This is a genomic window from Pseudomonas sp. B2M1-30 (genome assembly GCF_025447575.1).
GTDB classification, from domain to species: domain Bacteria; phylum Pseudomonadota; class Gammaproteobacteria; order Pseudomonadales; family Pseudomonadaceae; genus Aquipseudomonas; species Aquipseudomonas botevensis.
Genome location: NZ_JAOEJT010000008.1, coordinates 1 through 15812, shown reverse-complemented (window position 1 = coordinate 15812; position 15812 = coordinate 1). Strand labels below are relative to the sequence as shown.

Annotated in this window: 18 protein-coding genes; 10 read left to right on the top strand and 8 right to left on the bottom strand. The window is 64.1% G+C overall.

The annotated features are described in order from the left end of the window. Positions 1–48 precede the first annotated feature (48 nt). Positions 49–1146, top strand: a complete 1098-nt coding sequence (locus N8H74_RS16625; protein ID WP_217833536.1) for a polyamine ABC transporter substrate-binding protein — start codon at positions 49–51, stop codon at positions 1144–1146. Positions 1147–1319: 173 nt separating this feature from the next. Here N8H74_RS16625 and thpR read toward each other — a convergent pair whose 3' ends face one another. After that, positions 1320–1859, bottom strand: a complete 540-nt coding sequence (gene thpR / locus N8H74_RS16620) for an RNA 2',3'-cyclic phosphodiesterase (protein WP_262148882.1) — start codon at positions 1857–1859, stop codon at positions 1320–1322. 106 nt (positions 1860–1965) lie between these two features. On the opposite strand from thpR, the gene N8H74_RS16615 reads away from it, so the two are divergent. Further along, a complete protein-coding gene (locus N8H74_RS16615) occupies positions 1966–2160 on the top strand; it encodes a hypothetical protein (protein WP_217833534.1) in 195 nt (64 codons plus the stop codon). A 20-nt stretch (positions 2161–2180) separates the two neighbouring features. Here the strand turns inward: N8H74_RS16615 and N8H74_RS16610 are convergent, their stop codons facing one another. Together N8H74_RS16610 and N8H74_RS16605 are read right to left on the bottom strand one after the other, a co-directional pair. Next, entirely contained in the window at positions 2181–2534 is a 354-nt protein-coding gene (locus N8H74_RS16610; protein WP_217833533.1) for a DUF1428 domain-containing protein, read from the bottom strand. A 2-nt stretch (positions 2535–2536) separates the two neighbouring features. Beyond that, positions 2537–3616, bottom strand: a complete 1080-nt coding sequence (locus N8H74_RS16605) for a hypothetical protein (RefSeq protein ID WP_262148878.1) — start codon at positions 3614–3616, stop codon at positions 2537–2539. 210 nt (positions 3617–3826) lie between these two features. On the opposite strand from N8H74_RS16605, the gene N8H74_RS16600 reads away from it, so the two are divergent. Beyond that, positions 3827–4099: a hypothetical protein gene (locus N8H74_RS16600; protein ID WP_262148876.1), complete on the top strand. Its 273-nt coding sequence runs from the start codon at positions 3827–3829 to the stop codon at positions 4097–4099. Between the two features lie 47 nt (positions 4100–4146). On the opposite strand, the gene N8H74_RS16595 is transcribed toward N8H74_RS16600, so the two are convergent. Continuing rightward, positions 4147–4353, bottom strand: coding sequence for a hypothetical protein (locus N8H74_RS16595; protein WP_217833530.1), 207 nt, complete (start codon positions 4351–4353; stop codon positions 4147–4149). Positions 4354–4730: 377 nt separating this feature from the next. Between N8H74_RS16595 and paoA the strand changes: the two genes are divergently transcribed. Genes paoA through paoC form a run of 3 tightly spaced genes read left to right on the top strand, consistent with a single transcriptional unit; the run spans position 4731 to position 8520 of the window. After that, positions 4731–5372 (top strand): aldehyde dehydrogenase iron-sulfur subunit PaoA, encoded by a 642-nt coding sequence (gene paoA, locus N8H74_RS16590; RefSeq protein ID WP_262148873.1) that lies wholly within the window; start codon positions 4731–4733, stop codon positions 5370–5372. Next, positions 5369–6325 carry a xanthine dehydrogenase family protein subunit M gene (locus tag N8H74_RS16585; protein WP_262148871.1) on the top strand — a complete coding sequence of 319 codons (957 nt, stop codon included), beginning with the start codon at positions 5369–5371 and terminating at the stop codon, positions 6323–6325. Before paoA ends, N8H74_RS16585 begins: the two co-directional genes overlap by 4 nt. Then, positions 6322–8520, top strand: coding sequence for an aldehyde oxidoreductase molybdenum-binding subunit PaoC (gene paoC / locus N8H74_RS16580; RefSeq protein ID WP_262148869.1), 2199 nt, complete (start codon positions 6322–6324; stop codon positions 8518–8520). Before N8H74_RS16585 ends, paoC begins: the two co-directional genes overlap by 4 nt. 92 nt (positions 8521–8612) lie before the next feature. Here the strand turns inward: paoC and N8H74_RS16575 are convergent, their stop codons facing one another. Continuing rightward, positions 8613–9089, bottom strand: coding sequence for a cupin domain-containing protein (locus N8H74_RS16575; protein WP_262148867.1), 477 nt, complete (start codon positions 9087–9089; stop codon positions 8613–8615). Positions 9090–9192: 103 nt separating this feature from the next. Here N8H74_RS16575 and N8H74_RS16570 point away from each other — a divergent pair, with 103 nt between their 5' ends. Further along, positions 9193–10089, top strand: a complete 897-nt coding sequence (locus N8H74_RS16570) for a LysR family transcriptional regulator (protein ID WP_262148865.1) — start codon at positions 9193–9195, stop codon at positions 10087–10089. Here N8H74_RS16570 and N8H74_RS16565 read toward each other — a convergent pair. Then, positions 10086–11030, bottom strand: coding sequence for an aldo/keto reductase (locus N8H74_RS16565; protein WP_262148863.1), 945 nt, complete (start codon positions 11028–11030; stop codon positions 10086–10088). The two genes, N8H74_RS16570 and N8H74_RS16565, sit on opposite strands and share 4 nt — an antisense overlap. Before the next feature lie 112 nt (positions 11031–11142). Between N8H74_RS16565 and N8H74_RS16560 the strand changes: the two genes are divergently transcribed. Then, a complete protein-coding gene (locus tag N8H74_RS16560; protein ID WP_217833523.1) occupies positions 11143–11913 on the top strand; it encodes an alpha/beta fold hydrolase in 771 nt (256 codons plus the stop codon). A gap of 133 nt (positions 11914–12046) precedes the next feature. After that, complete coding sequence (locus N8H74_RS16555; protein WP_262148860.1) at positions 12047–12913, top strand: CAP domain-containing protein; 867 nt, start codon at positions 12047–12049, stop codon at positions 12911–12913. 19 nt (positions 12914–12932) lie between these two features. Here the strand turns inward: N8H74_RS16555 and N8H74_RS16550 are convergent, their stop codons facing one another. Both N8H74_RS16550 and N8H74_RS16545 read right to left on the bottom strand, forming a co-directional pair. After that, complete coding sequence (locus N8H74_RS16550; RefSeq protein WP_262149168.1) at positions 12933–13565, bottom strand: PQQ-binding-like beta-propeller repeat protein; 633 nt, start codon at positions 13563–13565, stop codon at positions 12933–12935. Positions 13566–13596: 31 nt separating this feature from the next. Beyond that, complete coding sequence (locus N8H74_RS16545; RefSeq protein WP_262148858.1) at positions 13597–14808, bottom strand: helix-turn-helix domain-containing protein; 1212 nt, start codon at positions 14806–14808, stop codon at positions 13597–13599. Between the two features lie 141 nt (positions 14809–14949). Here N8H74_RS16545 and tssI point away from each other — a divergent pair. Continuing rightward, a partial coding sequence (gene tssI / locus N8H74_RS16540) for a type VI secretion system tip protein TssI/VgrG (protein WP_262148856.1) occupies positions 14950–15812 on the top strand: 863 nt, incomplete at its 3' end.

The following is a 15812-nucleotide window of genomic DNA, read 5'->3' as shown; positions in this document are numbered from 1 at the left end:
CTTTGTGTTTTTGAATAGCTTTTGAATAAAAAGAATGGAGTTGTACCGATGAAAATGTTTGGCAGGACTCTGCTGACACTGTCCTTAATGGGCGCAATCGCCACGGGCGTCCAGGCCAACGACAAGGTGCTGCGCGTTTACAACTGGTCGGACTACATCGCCCCGGACACCGTCAAGAAATTCGAGGACGAGACCGGGATCCAGGTGACCTATGACGTGTTCGACAGCAACGAAACCCTCGAGGCGCGCCTGCTGGCGGGCAAATCGGGCTACGACATCGTGGTGCCGTCCAACAGTTTCCTGGCCAAGCAGATCAAGGCCGGGGTCTATCAGACGCTGGACAAATCGAAACTGCCGAACTGGAAGAACCTCAACCCGGTGCTGCTGAAAAACGCCTCCGCCAGTGACCCGGACAACGCCCACGCGTTTCCGTACATGTGGGGCTCGATCGGCATCGGTTTCAACCCGGCCAAGGTCAAGGAAGTGCTGGGCGCCAACGCCCCGACAAACTCCTGGGACCTGCTGTTCAAACCGGAGAACGCCGAGAAGCTAAAAGCCTGCGGCATCAGCTTCCTCGACTCGCCGACCGAAATGCTCCCGGCCGCCCTGCACTACCTGGGCTACCCGGTGAACGACAAGGACAAGGCGCACATCGCCGAAGCCGAAGCGCTGTTCATGAAGATCCGCCCGTCGGTGGCGTATTTCCATTCCTCCAAGTACATCTCGGACCTGGCCAACGGCAACATCTGCGTGGCGGTCGGTTACTCCGGTGACGTGCTGCAGGCCAAGGCCCGCGCGCAGGAATCCGGCAACAAGATCGAAATCGACTACAGCATTCCCAAGGAAGGCGCCGGCAGCTTCTACGACATGGTCGCGATCCCGCGTGATGCCGCCAACGTCGACAACGCCTACCTGTTCATGGACTTCCTGATGCGCCCGGACATCATCGCCGAAGTCACCAACAGCATCGGCTACAGCAACGCCAACGCGGCCGCCACACCACTGGTGGACGAAGCGATCCGCAACGAGCCGGCTTCGTACCCGTCGCAAGCGGTGATGGCAACGTTGTACGCGGTGCCGGATCAGCCGATCGCCACGCAGCGGATCATGACCCGGGGCTGGACGCGGGTGAAGTTGGGTAAATAACGGTTCGGAAGAACGGCGGGAGCAAGCCCACTCCCACATTGCTGGACGATCAACCGTAAAGATTTCCCGTTCACGCAGCGCCTTACCACCGCTGCACCCTCCTCTGAACGGCCTCACCTGGCTCCCTCGGCTCAGGTGAATTCAGGCGCCCTCGGGCGCCTTTTTTTGTCGGCTCAGGTCAGCGGCCAATCGGCCAGTGCCCGATAGCGCCCCTTGTGGGATTCGAACAGCACGAAGCGTTCGGCACGCAGGAAGAACTCCGGCGGCGTCGCGGATTCCGGCTCCGGCGCGCGGAAGTCCCGGGCCAGGGTCAGGTGCGGTCGGTACTCGCGGGTGGCCTCTTCAAAGCCGAACGGCAACATTGCCTGCTCCAGCGCATACACCAGCCGCAGCAGCCCTTGCGGTGCCTGCTCGGGCGCCAGGGACAACACTCCGGCGCGGTGCCAGACCTGCAAGCGATCCAGCGAAATCTTCAACACCTCGCCCGAAGTGCGCACCTTGGCCGCCGCCTCGCAGACCTCGGCAATCTGCGCCAGCGGCACCGCACCGAGAAACAGCAGTGTCAGGTGAAAATTGTCCGCCGGCACCGGTTTACCACTTCTCAAGCCCAGCTCAGCACGCCACTGGGCAATCGCCTTGCGCTGCGCCGGTGGGCAGTCCAGAGCGAAAAACAGCCGCTTGAACGGTTGATCGCCATGCTTTGCGTCCGTCATGGGCGCGCTCCTTTGCGGGTGTCGATGGACCGATTCTACACGGCCCACTCTGGCGATCGGCGACACCTGTCTATAGTTCAAGGATTGCCATCAACCGGAGGACGTCATGCGCGAGATCCTCAGCAAAGAACCCTGGTGGGCCAGCCCGCCGCATCCCGGACAGAATGAAAACGAGCTGGAATGGGGCTGGCTGGTGCATTACAGCGAGGGCGAGCCGCGCTTCGAATTCGTCCATGAACGACCGACGGATGAAGAAATCCGCCTGCGCAAAAGCTGCCGGATCACCCCGTCGGTGGAGTGAGCCGGCCGTTGCCGAGGGGTTCAAGGTTCAATGAGGTATTTGAAGCCGCCGAAGATCATGCGCTGGCCGTCGAAGCCCATCGGATTGACGTCCGGTTGCATGCGCGGGTCTTCCATCATTTTTGCCATGCCGCTGTCGCGGGTGGCCTTGTCGGGCCAGATGAGCCAGCCGGATGACACGGTTTCACCCTCCTTGAGTTTTACCGCCATGGGGAACGACGTGACCTTGCCGTCCGGCACGTCATCGCCCCAGCATTGAACGACGCTCAGGGCGCCGTACTCCTTGAACAGTTTTGCCGCGACTTCGCAGTGTTTCGTGTACTGCGCAAGATTGGCGGTCGGAACGGGCGCCACGAAAATATCGATATAAGACATGTTCATTCTCCTTGCTGGGTCGGTTCGATCTGTGGGTTGATCGATTCCGGCGGCCGCCATTCGACACGATTGACGCCCAAACCGACCGACGGTTCGTCGCGTCCGCCCAGGCTGCCCTCGACCTGCCCCGCGATGTGCAGTGTGCCGGCCATGACCCCGGTCGTCGGGTTTTGCAGCAGTTTCAGCCAGGCCTTGTCGAAAGTGTTGCCCAGGCTGCTGCGGATCAATGCCTCGCTGTCGGGCCGGTCGTTGGCCTGGATGATCGCGCGGATGCCCGCCACGCCCACGGAAATCAGCGCCCCGGCGAGTTTCCCCGCCGCTGCCGCCACGGCACCGGCAGCGCCACGCGGGGCCATTTCCGCTTCCATGCGCTGGCTCGCACGCTTGGCGACCGGGGCCATGGTCGAGTCGGTCGACGCCACGCCTTTCGAACCGCCCGCGGTGTGAACCTTGTCGATCAGCGCGGCATAGGCCGGCAGCGTATTCAACGGTTCGGTGCTGACGACCTGATACAACGACGCGTCTCGCGCCGGCGGTGGACCAAGGGCAATCGCCGGAATCTTTTGCAGGCGCCCGTTGAGCTGGGCAATCGGTACGCCATGACGCTGGGCGATGAGCGGCATCTGCTGCGCCATCAGTTGCGCGTAGAACGCAGTGGACTGACCGAGGATCGCGTCCGGATCGATCTCCACCGCCACCGGCGCCAGCACCCTTTCCTGATATTGCTCAAGCAGATACGCCGCCAGACGCTTGGCCGATGCGTCCTGCTCGCCACCGGCGCTGATCGTGTACCAGCTGACTTTCATCGACAGCCATTCCTGGGTCCAGTAGCTGCTGAACCACGGGATGAAATTTTCTTCAGTTTGCTCGTAGACCCGAGTGCGCCAATGTTCCATCGAGCCACGGGCGAAAACCTTGACCTGTTCGGTGGCTTGCTGCGAGGCGCTGAGGATTTCCCGGTCGATCTGCTGCCAGGTCGCGGGTGATACCACCACCGCCGGCGCTGTCACCGGGGCCCGTGCCGAAGTGGCGCAGCCGGCCAGCAGAAACACGGCGGCGACCAGCAGCGCGCGCAGCTTCACGGGGCGGAGTCCTTCAAATGAGGAGGTAGCTGATTTGAGTATAGGAGTGAGTGGCGGGCCGTTTGTCCGGTCGTGTCAGGCGCCGTCAAACCCGGCACAGAAACCCAACCATCACTGGCGTCGATATTCACCATCGCCACGATTGCCTTCCGCCGCAGGACCCAATGGCCCAGGATTGCCACATCCGAGACGCAACGAGGAGTTCACAGCATGATCACTACCGTCACCCTCGCCGTGAGTTTCCCGGTATTCGGCAGCAACTATTACGAGCAACGCCACGTGCCACAAAAGACCCACGGGCTGGTGTTCAACGAAGATTTCGAAGATCTGCTGATGCCCGCCGCCAGCAATCATTTCAGCAATGAAGTGGTGGGCCTCAACGATCAGTTCCGCTTTCTGAGCGACATTCTTGCCACCCATTTGCTGGATCTCGAGGCCTCGGCGCCTGCGCGATCCCGCGTCCAGGCAAGCGCTCACTTTTAATGCCCCTTGGAGGCGTCCCCGTGTGGGGGACGCCTTCTTTTTTTTACTCAGTCATCATCCCGGTCGCGGTAGTAACGACGTCGGTCACGGCGGTCGTCATCGCGATCGTCCCAGCGCCGGTCGTGGTCGTAGTAACGCCCGTGGTCGCGGTCGTAATGCCGGCCGTGGCGATAGTCATCATCAAAATCCGCCACACACCCGCCCAGCAATACGGCGGCAGAAACGGTCAGCAGCATCGTTGTAGCGTGCTTCATTCAACACTTCCCTAAAACCCAGGTCTTGACGACGGAAACGGTCAGCGCTGCCCTCGCCTTCGAGGCGCAGTGCGCGCAGCCGCAGATACGACCGGGCAAATGACTGATGATTCAGGGCCTGCCGACGACCGTTGGTCGGCTCGCTCCCGTGGCAGTGAGTTTGCCCCGAAAGCGCTGTGTCGGCCGACTTGCAGGCTGCAAGTCCCCGCCCGTTCGCGGGCAGCCCGGCGCTCACAAAAGCGGCGCGTCACACCCTGGCGAAAATCCGCTTAAACCTTTTCCGTCTGCACAGAGTCACTCGTTGAAGAGACTGGCAACCATGCCGGCGCCCGCGCGGCTCAGTGCAGCCTGCCGCCCTGATCAGAGGAAGCCCAGCCATGAACGACCATGAACCCTCAACGCTCTCGCGACGCCGATTCCTGATTCTGGGCGTCGTCACCGCGACCGCGTTTGCGATGCCGCCCTTCATCAGCCTCAAGGCCTATGCGGCCACTCTGGAGCAACCGCCCATGGCCAAGGTCACGATCCAGGTCAACGGTCAGTCGCAGACCCTTGAAGTCGACACCCGCACCACCCTGCTTGACGCCCTGCGCGAACACCTGCACCTGACCGGCAGCAAAAAGGGCTGCGACCACGGTCAGTGCGGCGCGTGCACGGTGATTGCCGATGGTCGGCGGATCAACTCGTGTCTGACCCTGGCGGTGATGCAAAACGGCGCCGAGGTCACCACCATCGAAGGCCTCGGTCTGCCGGACAACCTGCATCCGATGCAGGCCGCGTTCATCAGGCACGACGGCTATCAATGCGGTTATTGCACACCGGGGCAGATCTGCTCGGCGGTGGCGGTGCTTGAGGAAATTCACCACGGCATCCCCAGCCACGTCAGCCCCAGCCTGACCGAGCCACCCAGGCTGAGCGCTGCGGAATTGCAGGAACGCATGAGCGGCAATATCTGCCGCTGCGGCGCGTACTCCAACATCATCGAGGCGATCAGCGAAGTCGCGGAGGTGCCGGCATGAGAGCGTTCGATTACAGCCGAGCCGATTCCCCCGCCGCAGCCGCCGCGCTGGCCTCGCAGTTCGAGGGCGCAAGGTTCATTGCCGGTGGCACCAATCTGCTGGACTTGATGAAACTCGACATCGAGACGCCGCAGCACCTGATCGACGTCAATCACCTGGGCCTCGACCAGATCGACGTCACACCCGACGGCGGCCTGCGCATCGGCGCGCTGGTGCGCAACACCGATCTGGCCGCCGACGCCCGTGTACGCAAAGACTACGCGCTGCTCTCCCGCGCTTTGCTCGCTGGCGCCTCGGGCCAGTTGCGCAACATGGCGACCACCGCCGGCAACCTGTTGCAACGCACCCGCTGTCCGTACTTCTACGACACCGCCCAGGCCTGCAACAAACGCAAACCGGGCAGTGGTTGCGCGGCCATTGGCGGGGTCAGTCGGCAACTGGGCATCATCGGTGTCAGCGCTGCCTGCATCGCCACTCACCCGAGCGACATGGCGATTGCCCTGCGGGCACTGGATGCTCAGGTCGAAACGATCAGCGCCGATGGCAGCACTCGCAGTATCGCCATGGCGGATTTCCATCAATTGCCGGGCGACACGCCGCATGTCGAAACCAGCCTGGCACCCGGCGAACTGATCACCGCCGTGGCTCTGCCGCCCTCCGTGGGCGGCACTCACATCTATCACAAGGTCCGCGACCGCGCGTCATACGCTTTTGCGCTGGTTTCAGTCGGGCTGATCCTGCAAAAGGACGGCGGCGGCCGCATCGCCGTCGGTGGCATCGCGCCAAAACCCTGGCGGGTCGAAGCGGCGGAAGCGCTGTTGCCTCAGGGCGCCAAAGCGGTCAGCACCCGCTTGCTCGACGGCGCCACGCCCACCCAGGACAACCAATTCAAAGTGACCCTGGTCGAGCGCACACTCGCCTCGGTGCTGGCCCAGGCGAGGGACGACGCATGAAATTCGACACGCCCGCCACCCGCAATCCGATCGACCAGTTGAAGGTCATCGGCAAAGCCACCGATCGTATCGAAGGCCCGTTGAAAACCAGCGGCCAGGCGCCGTATGCCTATGAACAACATGAAGCGGTAAAACATCAGGCCTATGGCGTCATGGTCGGCTCGACCATCGCCAAAGGTCGCATCGCCAACATTGATCTTGCCGAGGCCAAGGCCGCGCCGGGGGTGCTGGCGATCGTCACCGCTGCCAACGCCGGCAAGCTCGGCAAGGGCAAATACAACGCCGCGCACCTGCTCGCCGGCCCGCAGGTGCAGCACTACCACCAGGCCGTGGCGCTGGTGGTCGCCGAGACGTTCGAACAGGCTCGCGCTGCCGCGCAGTGCGTCAAGGTTGACTATGAGGCCGCCAAGGGCGAGTTCGATCTGGCCAGCGTGCGCGACCAGGGCGTCGAACCCAAGGACGAAATGCCCGACGTCCGCCACGGCGACTTCGCAGCGGCATTCGCGGCGGCGCCGGTGCAGTTCGATCAGACCTACACCACGCCGGATCAGTCCCACGCCATGATGGAGCCGCACTCCACGCTGGCCGCATGGCAAGGTGATCAACTGACCCTGTGGACCTCGAACCAGATGGTCGCCTGGAGCGTCGGCGACATCGCCGCCACCCTGGGTCTGCCCAAGGAGAAGGTCCGCCTGATCTCGCCCTACATCGGTGGCGGCTTCGGCGGCAAGCTGTTCATCCGCGCGGATGCAATCCTTGCCGCTCTTGGCGCACGCCTGGCTGGCCGACCGGTGAAAGTCGCGCTGACCCGACCGCAGGTCGCCAACAACACCACCCACCGCCCCGCCACCATTCAACGGATTCGCATGGGTGCCACGGCGGACGGCAAACTCACCGCCATCGCCCATGAAGGCTGGTCGGGTAATCTGGCCGAGGGCAAGGTCGAGCTGGCGGCGCAGCCGAGCCAGTTGCTCTACGCCGCCGAAAATCGTCTGGTGAGCATGCGCCTCGCGCCGCTGGACCTGCCGGAAGGCAACGCCATGCGCGCGCCCGGGGAAACCCCGGGGCTGATGGTGCTGGAAATCGCCATGGACGAGATGGCGGAAAAACTCAAACTCGATCCGATCCAGTTCCGCATCCTCAACGACACCCAGGTCGACCCGGTGAAAACCGAGCGACCATTCTCCCAGCGCCACCTGATCGAATGCCTGCAAACCGGCGCCGAACGCTTCGGCTGGGATAAGCGCAGCGCACAACCGGGCAGCCGTCGCGAAGGTCGCTGGCTGATCGGTATGGGCGTGGCGGCGGCGATTCGCAACAATCTGCTGGTGAAGTCCGGCGCGCGGGTGCGGCTGGAGCGCAACGGCAAACTCACCGTGGAAACCGACATGACCGACATCGGCACCGGCAGCTACACGATCATCGCGCAGACGGCGGCCGAGATGATGGGCGTGGGTCTGGAAGATGTGGTGGTGCATCTGGGCGATTCGAGTTTTCCGGTGTCGTCCGGCTCCGGTGGGCAGTTCGGTGGCAACTGCTCGACTGCCGGGGTGTATGCGGCGTGCGTGAAACTGCGTGAGGCCGTAGCGGCGAAACTCGGCATGAGCCAGGGCGAAGCCGAGTTTATCGACGGCCATGTGCGCCTCGGCAGCAAAAGCCTGCCGTTGCGCAACGCCGCGCAGGATGCGGCGCTGGAGGCCGAGGACAGCATCGAGTTCGGCGACCTTGCCAAGCAGTATCAGCAGTCGACGTTCGGCGCGCATTTCGCCGAAGTCGCGGTGGATGCAGCGACCGGTGAAGTGCGGGTACGGCGCATGCTCGCGGTGTGCTCGGCCGGCCGGATTCTCAACCCGAAATCCGCGCGCAGCCAGGTGATCGGCGCCATGACCATGGGTGTCGGGGCGGCATTGATGGAGGAGCTGGCGGTGGACAAGCGGTTGGGCTTCTTCGTCAACCATGACCTGGCGGGGTACGAGGTGCCGGTACATGCTGACATTCCGCATCAGGAGGTGATTTTCCTCGATGAGACGGACCCGGTTTCATCGCCGATGAAAGCCAAGGGAGTAGGAGAACTGGGAATTTGCGGCGTGAGCGCGGCAGTGGCGAATGCGATCTATAACGCGACGGGGGCCAGGGTGCGGGAATACCCGGTGACACTGGACAAGATTATGGGCGCTTTGCCGGAGATGGTCTGAGGGTGTGACGCTGAAATCGGGTGAACCCTTTTGTCCTCATCGAACGCCGCCCGCCCAGTCCTCTCCCGGGGGAAAGGGCTGGGCTAAGGGCCTTATTCGGTACGCGGATACTGCGCCTCCCCCACCTGCTCCATCCACTCCACCACGCTCCCGTCCAGCACTTCGGCAATCGCGATATGGCTCATCGCCGTCGTCGCTGCCGCGCCATGCCAATGCTTCGCCCCCGGCGCAATCCATACGGTATCGCCCGGCTGAATACGGCGAACCGGCTGCCCCCACTCCTGTACAAACCCCGCGCCGGCGGTGACGATCAGCGTCTGCCCCAGTGGATGGGTATGCCACGCCGTGCGTGCGCCCGGTTCAAAGGTCACGGTCGCACCACTGACCCGAGCAGCGTCAGTACCCTTGAACGGCGCATCGACCCGCACCGTGCCGGTAAACCAGTCCGCCGGCCCCTTGGCCGACGGTTGCGAACCATTGGGCGTGACCGTCACGCGTGGCGTTTCATTGGCCTGCACCTCACCCGCGAGCAGGGAAAGGGTCAGCGCCGAAGCGGCACTCGGGTTCATGGCATGTCTCCAGAGTCTGATGAATACACCGCGCCACTTTATCGATCCGTACTCTTCAGATAATCGACTAGAATTCGAAAAAACTTATGCAGGACACTCATCAATGCTTCGGGAAAACGCCAGCGACCTTCTCGCCTTCCTCGCCGTGGCGCGGGAGCGCAGTTTCACCAAGGCAGCGGCCAGGCTCGGCGTCTCGCAATCGGCGCTCAGCCATACGATTCGCAGCCTCGAAGCGCGCCTCGGCCTGCGCCTGCTGACCCGCACCACGCGCAGCGTGTCCCCCACCGAGGCCGGTGAGCATCTGCTGCAAACCGTCGGCCCGCGTTTCGAGGAGATCGAACTGGAGCTGGCGGCCCTGAGCAACCTGCGCGAAACCCCGGCCGGGCGGATCCGCATCAGCGCCACCGATCATTCGCTGGACTGGCTGCTGCGCCCGGTGCTGCAAACGTTCCTGCCCCAATACCCGGACATCGCCGTCGAGGTCTGCTGCGACTACGGCTTCGTCGATATCGCCGGGCAAGGCTTCGATGCCGGCGTGCGCCTGGGCGAAGACGTGGCGCAAGGCATGATCGCCACCCGCATCGGCCCGGACATGCGCATGGCGGTGGTCGGCTCGCCGGGCTACTTCGACCGGCATCCGCCGCCGAGAACCCCACGGGAGCTGACCGGACACGCCTGCAACAACCTGCGCCTGCCGACCAATGGCGGCTTGTACAGCTGGGAGTTCGAGAAGAACGGCGAAAGCCTCAAGGTGCGGGTTTCCGGGCAGATCACCCTCAACGGCGTCTACCCCTTGCTCGACGCGGCGCTCGACGGTTTCGGTCTGAGCTACATTCCGGAAAATGTCGTCGCCCCTTATCTGGCGGACGGACGTCTGCGACGAGTGCTGGAAGACTGGTGCCCGGCATTTTCCGGTTATCACCTGTACTACCCGAGCCGGCGCCAGGCCGCGCCAGCCTTTGCGCTGCTGCTGGAGGCGCTGCGTTATCGCGGCCGCTAACTCACCAGCGCAATCAACTGCTGGCGCTGCGCATCGGTCAGCATCAAGCCGAACCCGGCGCCCGCGTTGTCGGCCATGTAGCGCGGATTGCCGGTGCCGGGAATCACGCAGGTCACCGCTGGGTGCGCCAGCAGGAATTTCAGCGCCAGTTGCGGCCAACTGTTGACCTGCACCTGCGGCGCCCACCCCGGCAACGGCCTGCCCTTGAGCTTCGAGAGCAGATCACCACCGCCAAATGGCCGGTTGCAGATCACCGCCACCCCGCGTTCGCGGCACAGCGGCAGGATGCGTTTTTCGACACCGCGATCATCGAGGGCGTAGTTGATTTGCAGGAAGTCCAGCGGCTCGGCTTTCAGCACCGCCTCGACCTCCTCGTAAGCCGAGGACGTGTAGTGAGTGATGCCGATGTAGCGAATGCGCCCCTGCGCTTTCCATTCGCGCAAGGTCGGCAGGTGCGTTTGCCAGTCCAGCAGGTTGTGGATCTGCATCAGGTCGATGCGCTCGGTGCGCAGCAGGCTGAACGAACGCTCCATCTGCGCGATGCCCTCCTGGCGCCCGCGCGTCCACACCTTGGTCGCCAGGAACGCCGGTGAGCGCGGCTCATGGATCGACAGCAGCTCGCCCGTGGTTTCTTCGGCGCGGCCGTACATCGGCGAGCTGTCGACCACCGTGCCGCCCTTTCGGAACAACTCGCTGAACACCGCCGGCAGCTGTTTGTAGAGCGGATCGCCGGGGGCGACATCGAAACCGCGATAGGTGCCCAATCCCACCAGCGGCAGCGGCTCGGAGCTCGAAGGGATGGGGCGGGTCTGCATGGTCTGGTCTCCTGTGCCGCTCGGCGACGTGGCGATGGCCAACGCCCGATCAAAGGTGACGACCGCCGAAACCCCGGCAGCCAGAGTCAGCAGGTGACGGCGGGAACAACCCTGAGTGTGGCTCATGCCCGGGCTCCTGCTGCGTGGAACTGTTGCGCCTTGTGTATCGCGGCCGCTGCGCCAGATCGCTGGACTACACTGCGACGACGAACCTCCGCGTCCCGATAAAGTTAGCCGAATGTCACGAACCCTGTTGTCACTCGTCGTTTTGCTCGTCGCCGTCTACCTGCTGCTGTGTGCGGGGCTGTTCGTGTTTCAGCGTTCGTTGATCTATTTCCCGTCGTCCGGCGCAGCGGTTTCAGCGGACGCCCGGCTGACCCTGTCGATGCCGGATGCCGAGATTCAGGTGATTACCCGCGCGCACTCCGGGTCGAGGGCGCTGATCTATTTCGGCGGCAATGCCGAAGACGTGTCACGCAATCTGCCAGGGTTCGCCGAGGCGTTTCCCGATTACGCGCTGTATCTGCTGAATTACCGGGGATTTGGCGGCAGCGGCGGCTCGCCGTCAGAGGAAGCGATCGCGCAGGACGCCCTGGCGCTGTTCGATCAGGTGTACGCCAGCCATCCGCAGATTGCCCTGGTCGGGCGCAGTCTCGGTTCCGGGGTGGCGGTACGGCTGGCGAGTCAACGGCCGGTGGCGCAACTGGTTCTGGTGACGCCGTACAACAGCCTCGCCGAACTTGCCGTCCAGCACTATCCGTGGGTGCCGGTGAACTGGCTGCTCAAGGATCGTTACGAGTCGGGTCAATATGCGGCGCATATCCGCGTGCCGACCCTGTTGCTGGCGGCGAGCGATGATGAAGTGATCCCCCGGGCCAGCACGGAACGGTTGCTGGCGCATTTTCCCAAGGGCGTGGCAACGCTGCGGGTAGTACCGGATTCGGGGCACAACTCGATCTCCGAGCGGGAGCAGTATCTGCAGTGGATGGAGGATGTGTTGAATCGGTGACACACCAGTCGTCGGCTTGCCCAAAAGGCCATTATTGAGCCCGTGAACCAAGTCGAAAAACACCAGTCCTACCCGCGCCGCGCTCTGCGGTTCACCCCATTTCAGCGCTGTCCTTTTCAGAGTCGCCCGTCCCATGCGCCACGTCGTTCGTTCGTCTCGCGTCATTTCGCTGTGCCTGCTGATCCTTTCGCCCCTGCTCGCTGACACCGCCCACGCCAGCGCCGAGCGACAACTGGTGGCCGCCATCAACGACTATCGGGCACACCCGCAACGGTGTGACCGGCGCCCCGCCCAGCGCCTGGCGCCACTGGCCCTGAACTCGAACCTTGCATTGCCGATTGGCTATGGCTACGTCGGTGGCATGCGTGAGGCGCTGAAATCGTCCGGGTATGCGGCGGTGAGCGTGCGCAGCATCCGCATCGTCGGGGCCGAGGACGCCGAAGACGCCTTCGACCTGCTGCAAAGCGATTATTGCGGCGCCCTGCTGGATAGCCAGTACGCCGACATCGGCATCAGTCGCTCGCGCAATGAATGGCAAGTGGTGCTCGCGCAACCGGTACTCGACCGTCGCGCAGGCGATAACCGCAGTGTCGGCAAAGCGCTGCTGGCCGAGGTCAACGCCGCCCGCGCCCGGCCACGGATGTGCGGACGCCAGCGATTCGCCGCTGCCCGCCCGCTGAGCTGGAACCCGGCGCTTGGCGCCGCCGCCCAGAGCCACAGCAAAGCCATGGCCTACGGCAACTACTTCGCCCATCGTGACCCGGACGGCGATATGCCGGCGGATCGCGCCCGGGCCGCCGGTTATCGTGGCCGGCAGATTGGCGAAAACATTGCCGCCGGGCAGAGTTCCCCAGGCAAGGCCATGGCCGGTTGGCTGGCGAGCCCCGGCCACTGCGCCAACCTGATGAACCCGATGTTCACCCAGGTCGGCGCCGGGTTTGCCAGTCAGGCGCGCAGTGATGAAGGGGTTTACTGGACAATGCTGTTCGGCGCGCCTTGATCGGCTCCGGGCACTTCAGTTACCTGGGGCGCCGAACGACCCGCACCCGGCCGCTCCCCCCGCCGCCGCAGTAAAAACGATCGCCGCCGTCCGCCTCCAGCCCCGATACGCCGATCCCGGTCGGCATCTTCAGGCTTTCCAGCACCTCACCGCTGCGCGGGTCGATCCGTCGCAGATCGCTTTCATCGCCCTCCCAGGTGCCGTGCCACAGCGCGCCGTCGACCCAGGTCACGCCCGTGACGAACCGGTTCGACTCCAGTGTCCTCAGCACCTCGCCCGTCTGCGGGTCGATCTGATGGATCTTGCGCTCGCGGTACTGCCCCACCCACAGAGAGCCTTCCGCCCAGGCCAGGCCCGAGTCATTGCCGCCGCCGGGGGCCGGGATGCTGTTGAGTACGCGGCCGGTGGCCGGGTCGATTTTCTGGATGCGGCTGTCGGCGATCTGGAACAGATGCGTGCCGTCGAACGCGGTGCCCGCGTCGGCGCCGACCTTGATGGCGAGGGTGGTTTCGCCGCTGGCCGGGTCCAGCGCATTGAGCTGGCCGTCACTGGCGAACCACACTTGCCGACCGTCGAAGGTCACGCCGTGGACGTTGCCGATGCCGTCGAACGGGCCATATTCGCGGAGCACTTCTGCGTTTGCCTGTTTCATGGTGCTTTCCTCGCTGATTGGAGCGTCCAGCCTAGCCATTGCCCAGAGACACCGGGAGTAACAAGATCGTCGCGAAACCCGGCACCGGCGGCGTCATCCAGCGTCGCGCAGGGCCAAGACCGAACGCCTGCACCTTGCCGTCGAGCGCCAGGGTTTCCAGTGCCCGTTGCACCTGGCGCTGACTGCTGCCCAACGCCAGCGCCAGTCCGGAACTCGACCAGGCCTGACCGTCGGCGAGCAAGGCCAGCAGCGCCGCGTGCTTTTCCTCGACCGGCGGCGTGAGCAGCGCCACCTCGCTGGCGAGCAGCGCATAACCGCGGGGCGTGGCGATGACGTTGCCAAGCGGTTCCAGCGCCGCGCGTAAACGTCCGATCTCGACCCGCAGACGGGCGCGGTGCGATTCATCGCTGAGTTTCAAACGAAAGGTGTTGGCGATCAGCACCGCTCGCGGCACATCCCCCGGCCAGGCTTCGGCGAGCAAGCGGGCGAGGTTGAACAGCACCGGTCGGCTGGACAATGCGATGGTCATGCCGGCGCCGCGCACGCTGTAGCGGCAGGCGTCGACCACCAGGCCTGGCGAGTTAAACAACGCTTCAACCTGCTCCAGAATCACCGTTTGCGTTCGCCCCGAACGGATCAGATGCGCCGCCGGCGCGTCGAGCAGGCCCAGCGCATGCTCAACCTCCGCCGCCAGCGCTGCGATCCCGGACTGTTGCGCCGCCTGCCGCGCCCGAAGCAGCGTCGACCGGGCTTTGTGCGCCTGCACCCGACGCAGCGCGAGCCCCGCCTCCATCAGTTCGTGAGCCGCACGCAACGCTGGCGGCAACGGCGCGGGGTCCAGTTCGCCGAGCAACGCTTGCGCGGCATCCAGCTCGCCGATCAACAGCCAGCGTCGCGCCTGCAAATACCCCGCGTGCGCCGCATTCAACGGATCGCCATGCTCCTGCAGCACGCGCCGCGCGGCGTCCAGCGCCTTGACCGGCCACCCCAGATCCCGCGCCGCCAGCGCTACTTCGGCCTCGGCCACCACGCAGCGCGCACGGGACAGCGGCTCATTGGCGCCGAACGCCTTCACTGCCCGCTGCAACAAGCCCTTGGCCCGCGCCAGATCGCCAAGTTGAGCCATGGCGATGCCACGCAGCGCCAGCGCCGGCGGGTCTTCGCGCAGAGCGACGAAATTCAGCGCGGCCAACGGATCGCCCGCCGCGAGCGCCCGGCCGGCGGCGTTGATCAACGAGTCCATGGTGAATTCATCCTGGCGGCTGCTCCCGTGCAGAGTCGTGTAATCGAGTTTAATCTCAGCGTCCGGATGCGTTTAAATTGCTTGATAGCACTTTGGCGTTCCTGCACCATCGGCAAAGCTTTTCCACGGAAGGAGTCAGGCATGCTGGACGCGAACGCTACCCACATCACCCTCACGCTCGAAGGCGCCTCCGCCGACCTGCAAGTCCTCAGCTTCACCGGTCGCGAAGCCCTCAACCAGCCCTTCCGTTTCGACATCGAACTGGTCAGCGCCCGTCCCGACCTCAAGCTCGAAGAACTCCTGCACAAGCCCGGCTGCCTGACCTTCGGCGCCACCGGCGAGGGCAAGATCCATGGTCTGGTGTACCGCATCGAGCAAGGCGACTCCGGCAAGACCCTGACCCGCTATAGCCTCAGCCTGGTCCCGCAACTGGCGTACCTGCGGCACAACCACGATCAGCAGATCTTCCAGCACCTCACCGTGCCGAAAATCATCGCCCAGGTGCTGGAGGATCGCGGGATTCTCGCCGATGCCTACAGTTTCCAGCTCGGCACCGAGTACCCGGAACGCGATTACTGCGTGCAGTACGACGAGTCCGACCTGCATTTCATCCAGCGTCTGTGCGAGGAAGAAGGCATTCACTTCCACTTCCAGCACAGCAGCAGCGGCCACAAACTGGTGTTCGGCGACGACCAGACAGTGTTCCGCAAACTCAAACCGGTGAACTACCAGCAAGACTCCGGCATGGCCGCCGACAAACCGGTGATCAAGCGCTTCAACCTGCGCCTGGAAACCCGCACCAGCCGCGTCAGCCGCCGCGATTACGACTTCGAAAAACCGAAAATCCTGCCCGAAGGCGCGGCCAAGTCCGCGTTCATGCCGGACCTCGAAGACTACGACTACCCCGGCCGCTTCACCACCCGCGAGCGCGGCAAGCTGCTGTCGACCCGCGCCCTGGAGCGCCATCGCAGCGACTACACGCTGGTCGAGGGCAAGGGCGACGA

Excerpts from the sequence above, each read along its gene's own strand:
- N8H74_RS16625 (WP_217833536.1), top strand. The coding sequence starts at position 49 with ATGAAAATGTTTGGCAGGACTCTGCTGACACTGTCCTTAATGGGCGCA.
- thpR (WP_262148882.1), bottom strand. The coding sequence starts at position 1,859 with ATGACGGACGCAAAGCATGGCGATCAACCGTTCAAGCGGCTGTTTTTC.
- N8H74_RS16615 (WP_217833534.1), top strand. The coding sequence starts at position 1,966 with ATGCGCGAGATCCTCAGCAAAGAACCCTGGTGGGCCAGCCCGCCGCAT.
- N8H74_RS16610 (WP_217833533.1), bottom strand. The coding sequence starts at position 2,534 with ATGTCTTATATCGATATTTTCGTGGCGCCCGTTCCGACCGCCAATCTT.
- N8H74_RS16600 (WP_262148876.1), top strand. The coding sequence starts at position 3,827 with ATGATCACTACCGTCACCCTCGCCGTGAGTTTCCCGGTATTCGGCAGC.
- N8H74_RS16595 (WP_217833530.1), bottom strand. The coding sequence starts at position 4,353 with ATGAAGCACGCTACAACGATGCTGCTGACCGTTTCTGCCGCCGTATTG.
- paoA (WP_262148873.1), top strand. The coding sequence starts at position 4,731 with ATGAACGACCATGAACCCTCAACGCTCTCGCGACGCCGATTCCTGATT.
- N8H74_RS16585 (WP_262148871.1), top strand. The coding sequence starts at position 5,369 with ATGAGAGCGTTCGATTACAGCCGAGCCGATTCCCCCGCCGCAGCCGCC.
- paoC (WP_262148869.1), top strand. The coding sequence starts at position 6,322 with ATGAAATTCGACACGCCCGCCACCCGCAATCCGATCGACCAGTTGAAG.
- N8H74_RS16575 (WP_262148867.1), bottom strand. The coding sequence starts at position 9,089 with ATGAACCCGAGTGCCGCTTCGGCGCTGACCCTTTCCCTGCTCGCGGGT.
- N8H74_RS16570 (WP_262148865.1), top strand. The coding sequence starts at position 9,193 with ATGCTTCGGGAAAACGCCAGCGACCTTCTCGCCTTCCTCGCCGTGGCG.
- N8H74_RS16565 (WP_262148863.1), bottom strand. The coding sequence starts at position 11,030 with ATGAGCCACACTCAGGGTTGTTCCCGCCGTCACCTGCTGACTCTGGCT.
- N8H74_RS16560 (WP_217833523.1), top strand. The coding sequence starts at position 11,143 with ATGTCACGAACCCTGTTGTCACTCGTCGTTTTGCTCGTCGCCGTCTAC.
- N8H74_RS16555 (WP_262148860.1), top strand. The coding sequence starts at position 12,047 with ATGCGCCACGTCGTTCGTTCGTCTCGCGTCATTTCGCTGTGCCTGCTG.
- N8H74_RS16550 (WP_262149168.1), bottom strand. The coding sequence starts at position 13,565 with ATGAAACAGGCAAACGCAGAAGTGCTCCGCGAATATGGCCCGTTCGAC.
- N8H74_RS16545 (WP_262148858.1), bottom strand. The coding sequence starts at position 14,808 with ATGGACTCGTTGATCAACGCCGCCGGCCGGGCGCTCGCGGCGGGCGAT.